This window comes from Mesobacillus sp. (assembly GCF_049588175.1).
GTDB lineage: Bacteria > Bacillota > Bacilli > Bacillales > Cytobacillaceae > Mesobacillus.
Window position 1 is genome coordinate 1 of record NZ_JBAVFI010000714.1, and the last position, 5229, is coordinate 5229.

The window sequence follows — 5229 nt, forward strand, 5'->3', positions numbered from 1 at the left end:
GCCTTTAAATGCCTGCTTCCTTTGCCAGTACTAGTACTTCAAGCAGATCACTTGCCGATTGGGTCATACTTACAAGGTATACTGTGATGGAGCGTTTTCCAAATTCATTATGTGCTCGTTTGATCATTTTGAATGTATTTAGCATTTCCTGTGTTTCAATTGAATAATCATCGTGAAGTAACAGCAACGGCCGTGGATCGGCTAAAATTTTCTTTAAAAGATCCAGTTTCGCATCTTCTGATAAGGATGGATAATCTTTAGTGATTCCAACCTTCCTAAAGATTTCCGCGATAGCGGTTTCGTGTTCACCACTATGGTTGCGGATGTCAAGCGTAGCAAGGTGGAAACCAAAAAGCTGTACCTGGCTTATAAGCTTTTGCAAGGTTTTCAGCTCATGGTGAGCAGGATGATGGAGATAGATGCTTCGCTTGATGATCATAAGGTCTTCTAGCATTTCTTCTGAAGAATGATAACCTAGTTCAGATTTCCCTGCTTGTCTGAGCCTTTCCAGAATGATAGCAAATTTCCTCCGATAAACCTCACCTTCAATTGTCCACTTTTGATCCTCGGTAAGGTATTTTTCTTCGTCCTGCATAACAGATTGCTTTAATTCATCACTAACAGCTGCACGTGTTGTAGATTGGCTGAAACGTTTCATTAAATCTACAAGAACTGCCTTGTATTTTTTCAATACAAGTCTCCTTTGTCGCTGCAATGTCTCCCACGTGACTTCAGGTGTAACGTTTGGATTGCCATCCCTGTCGCCGCCAATCCATGAGCCAAATCGCAGAAAGTGCGGAACATCCCACTCGTGCTCAGCATAATGTGCTTTCAGACTTGTTGCAACCTCCTGATGAATTTCAGGCAATACATCGAAAAGTGTTTGATCAAAATAATAAAGTCCATTTCTCACTTCATCGATTACAGTAGGCTTGCGGTCGCGCAATTCATCTGTCTGCCAAAGGACAGAAACTTCGTTAAACAAGCTTTCTTCAACCTTTTCTCGTTCTCTTTTTGACAGGATTGGATTATCCAGGCTTTTCAAAATGTCAGCGATCCTTTTTTGTATTTCCAATATGGAACGCTTAGTTGCTTCTGTCGGATGTGCAGTGATAATTAATTCCAAAGAAATGGTATTAAGTACATCCTGGATAATGTCTGAGGTTATGTGATTATCCTTTAATGATAGGATAGCCGCTTCAATGGAACCAGGCTGGGCACTGATTTCAGATTTCATTAAATAGTCACGGCGCCGACGGATACGGTGATTTTGTTCAGCTGCATTTATTAGGTGAAAATAGACCGAAAAGGCGCGGATTATATTTGTACGCATAGGAACTGACAATTTAGCAATTTCATCTTTCAACTCTGTATAGGTTTCGCTGTCATTGTCATTCCTTAGCGCTTTGCACATAGCTCTGATCTTCTCTACTTTTTCAAACAGCTCCACTCCGCCATGGTAAACTAGAATGTCCCCAAGGATGTTTCCAAGCATCTTTACATCCCTGCGCAATGGCAAGCTGCTGTCATTCACTTCGATTCCTGATGTCATTATGTCACCTTCCTAAGACTAGTGAGAATTTTTTAAATATTAATATAACATAAAAATGCAAACAATGTGAAATATTATGCATATTCTTTGTTTGAGTTTTTGTAAATCTTATTAAAAAGTACCCTCTTTGACACGTAACTAATCCAGCCTTCTCAATAAGTGTACGAATTAGTGCTTTAATTATCCAACCTTATGTTTTTAGTTAAATCAAAAACACTTAATGAAAAGGCTTCCCATAAAGGGAAGCCGTTATAAAAATTGTTTTTCAAGTAATCAACTGCTACTACTGTTCTTTTATCTAAGGAAGTTCATATCTTTTTTAAAACTATGATTTAGGCGCTTGCTCGATTCTTAACCTGCGTATTTTTTTTCCTATGAGATTGATAACTATGCAAGGCTATCCCGGCCATTACGATCATGATGCCCAGCCATGATAGTACTGATGGAAGGGCGATTGATAAGATGGCGATTTCACCAGCCAGAGCGAACAAAACCTCCATCGCCTGGGTGGCTTCTACAGCTGCCAGCTTTTGCATATCTCTCCTTACAAGGTCTGTTGCCTTAAAAAACAGAACAGTGGCGATCACTCCTGAACTAATTGCTACCAGGAGGGATTGTATACTTTGATTCAAAGTTGGCGGTCCTTCGGTATACAGCCCAAATAATGACAGAATAATCCAGAATGGCAGACTTGCAAGCGTCATTCCCAAAACTCGCTGGTAGGCATCCAGACTTCCGTTTGTAACCTCCATCATTTTGCGGTTGCCTAATGGGTATGCGAAGGAGGCGATCAAAACGGGTACTACGCCCATCAACGTCACTTTCAGCGGAATTTGACTTGTATGCTCCAGTTGCATAAGGATAATGCCCAACAGAATAATCAGTGACATGCTCAGACCTTTAAAAGGTATTTTAGCCCGCGCTTGTATCACTCCATGGTGTGTTTGAATCGTTTTATAAAATAAGGGTGCAAGCAAGGCACCAGAGATAATCGTGATCTGCCAGGTTCCTGAAATCAGCCAGCCTGGTGAATAGGCTGCTGCAAAAGTCAATGGTGCATAGAATAAACCAAAGCCAACAAAGCTCCATAGCAGCCATGATCCCGGATTCTTTTTCATTTCCTGGATTAATTGTATGAAGTTCTTCCTGGCCATCACAATGGCCATCAGGAATGGAACCATAAATAAATACCTTAATGAAGCACTCCATATCCAGCTTCCGCCTGATAATTCCATCGACTGGTTCAACACGAAAGTGAACGCAAAAAAGAAAGCTGCTAAAATGCCTAACAGTATTGGTCCCATTCTCTCACCTCTTTCTTAATGTTAATGATCGCTTCTAACCTTTGGAGCGATGTTTTGAATCTTGTTTGTCCAGATGACACCTGAAAAACCTTCTGGCAGACGCTCAAGGTCTTCAATTGTGTCGAATCCTGTTGAGAAGTCCATGCCGTTTCCGCCAACTATGATTGTTCTTGTATTATTTTTATCCATTCGAGCCACAAACTTTTCCGGCCATCCCCAAAGCCATGGACCGACTTTTTCCGGGATGTGCAGCTGGGTTTTCTTGCAGGCTCCTGGAACATAACCAGTCCAGCCGGCAGCTATGTAAGGCAATAAACAGCTTTTCAATGACTCTTTTGACATAACACGGGTGTTCGGCAACATTGCCTTTAATGCAGCTACAGGCTGGTCGCCACCATATACAGAAATATGTTCTACAGTGTTTTCAGGATAATGCTTCAGGTAATTAGCCAGCTGCCTTCCTTCCTCAGGGTCATTGCTTTTAACATGGATCAGCAGTTCTTTTCCTGAAAATGTTTTTAACACTTCGTCGAGCGTAGGCATCAAACCAATCCCTTTACCACGAAACGGATAGGTTTTTCCCTCGTCAGCCGTGTAACCATAACCGATATCCAGCACCTTCAATTCAGCAAGGCTATGCTCCCTTGTAACCCCCTTGCCGTTCGTACGGCAATCCAGGGTCCAATCATGGAATACAACAAATTCACCATCATTGGTGGGTTGGACATCGAGCTCTACGATATCTGCTCCTGCTTTAAATGCTGCCTCCATTGAAGGGATTGTATTTTCCAGAAAATCGTGTTCAGGCTTATGTATGCGTTCAGCTGTACATGTGTCTCCAGTAATTCCTTCCATTTTGAAGGTCTGGGCAACTCCTCTGTGTGCTAGCAAGAGTGGCTTCTGTTTATTAGATGAAAATAGGTTTGTATTGTTGAGGAAAGCGAACATGACGATAATCAACAGAAGGATTGTTATTTTTCGTTTTAAAAATTTCATTTGTGGCCTCCAATCTTTTTCAATATATCATATTAATTGTCTGTAAATCACCAGGTTTTCCTATAGAAAAAACGCCTGGCATCGCCAGACGTCTTTCCTTACATTACCTTCTTTTCCAGGCTAACATCATTTGGTTTTTCATATGTTACATAAGTTCCTGCAATAAAATCGTGAATCGCTCTTTTGTCTTGGCGAAGTCCCACCATAAACGCGCTGACGATGACACCGATCCCCAAAGTTATAAGATATACAAGGCCAGATACCACTGTGCGCATCAGCATCGTTCCAAACCCAATCTTTTCTCCATTGACTTTAGCGATTCTGACGCCGACGATTTTCTTGCCGACTGTATATCCTGACCATACGACAGGAACAAGGAGAGTGTACAGAAGATTGAGAGTAGATGAGATACCACTGTCCTCCGCATTACCTGTCACTAAATAACTGATGATGGCAATCGGTATTCCGATAATTATTCCGTCTAAAATGGCTGCCCCTACCCTTACCCAAAATCCTGCAGGTCTGTTCATAAGTTTTCCTCCTGTTGTTTCAATTTATTTTAATATATCTGCAATTTCCTGCTCGCCTGATTGCAAGGCGTGCATTCTTGCAGTCATTCCCGAATAATCTTTGGTGTCGCGGTTTGCACCCATATTAAGTAATAGTTTAACTGCTTCTAGATTCCCGCTAAATACAGAATAAGTAAGCGCCGTGTAGCCTCCACTCGTTTCCTGGTAGGAAGGATCACCGCCTGCCTCGTGCAGGAGTTTAATCATGGATGGATTCCCTGCTTCTGCAGCAGTCATGAAAGGAGTCATTCCATAATCAGTTTCAAAGTTCGGATCGGCGTCCAGTTCAAGGAGGAGTTTTACCATTTGCTCATTGCCGTCCTTGATAGCCCAATCTAAAGGGGTATAACCATTATAATCTATAGTGTGGATGTCTTCGCCATTCTCGATCAACTTTTTCGTTTTAGACAGATCTCCATCGACAACAGCTTCAATCAGAAGAGATTCGTCCCCCTCTGCCATCCACCCTTCTTCTTCGTTTAAATAAGATTCAGTGTCAAATAATTTAATTGCGTAATAGCCGCCAGCACCTAAAACTGCAATAAGAAGAAATGAAGCAGCAGCGAATACAATAGGTGCCTTCGATTTTTTATTGTGAATGAAAACTTGGTCCATTTCGCCAAAGAACACACTTATTTCGTTAATCCTTTTCGGCAACGGTGGATGTGTCGATAACACCTCAGCTAACCAGACAAAAAATCCTTTCTCGTTATTAATCTGGTCAAGGTATTCAGCTCTGTTGACTTTCGTGTACATTTTTTTACCAATGGCCAGGATTGTCAAACTGTTTTTAGCAGCAGAATAATTG

The 5229-nt window shown here is 41.6% G+C and carries 5 protein-coding genes; all 5 read right to left on the bottom strand.

Annotated elements, in window-relative coordinates:
• Positions 1-4 precede the first annotated feature (4 nt).
• The gene (locus tag WB217_RS17335) at positions 5-1552 is read right to left on the bottom strand and encodes a phosphoenolpyruvate carboxylase (RefSeq protein ID WP_423994536.1); all 1548 of its coding nucleotides are present in this window, start codon (positions 1550-1552) and stop codon (positions 5-7) included.
• Between the two features lie 332 nt (positions 1553-1884).
• Complete coding sequence (locus WB217_RS17340; RefSeq protein WP_423994538.1) at positions 1885-2856, bottom strand: multidrug resistance efflux transporter family protein; 972 nt, start codon at positions 2854-2856, stop codon at positions 1885-1887.
• Between the two features lie 21 nt (positions 2857-2877).
• Positions 2878-3852: a glycerophosphodiester phosphodiesterase family protein gene (locus WB217_RS17345; protein WP_423994539.1), complete on the bottom strand. Its 975-nt coding sequence runs from the start codon at positions 3850-3852 to the stop codon at positions 2878-2880.
• Between the two features lie 98 nt (positions 3853-3950).
• The gene (locus WB217_RS17350; RefSeq protein ID WP_423994540.1) at positions 3951-4382 is read right to left on the bottom strand and encodes an RDD family protein; all 432 of its coding nucleotides are present in this window, start codon (positions 4380-4382) and stop codon (positions 3951-3953) included.
• A gap of 24 nt (positions 4383-4406) precedes the next feature.
• On the bottom strand, positions 4407-5229 hold an 823-nt coding region (locus tag WB217_RS17355), incomplete at its 5' end, for an ankyrin repeat domain-containing protein (protein ID WP_423994541.1).

Bases quoted from the DNA above. Each gene is read 5' to 3' on its own strand.
- WB217_RS17335 (WP_423994536.1), bottom strand. From the start codon at position 1,552: ATGACATCAGGAATCGAAGTGAATGACAGCAGCTTGCCATTGCGCAGG.
- WB217_RS17345 (WP_423994539.1), bottom strand. From the start codon at position 3,852: ATGAAATTTTTAAAACGAAAAATAACAATCCTTCTGTTGATTATCGTC.
- WB217_RS17340 (WP_423994538.1), bottom strand. From the start codon at position 2,856: ATGGGACCAATACTGTTAGGCATTTTAGCAGCTTTCTTTTTTGCGTTC.
- WB217_RS17350 (WP_423994540.1), bottom strand. From the start codon at position 4,382: ATGAACAGACCTGCAGGATTTTGGGTAAGGGTAGGGGCAGCCATTTTA.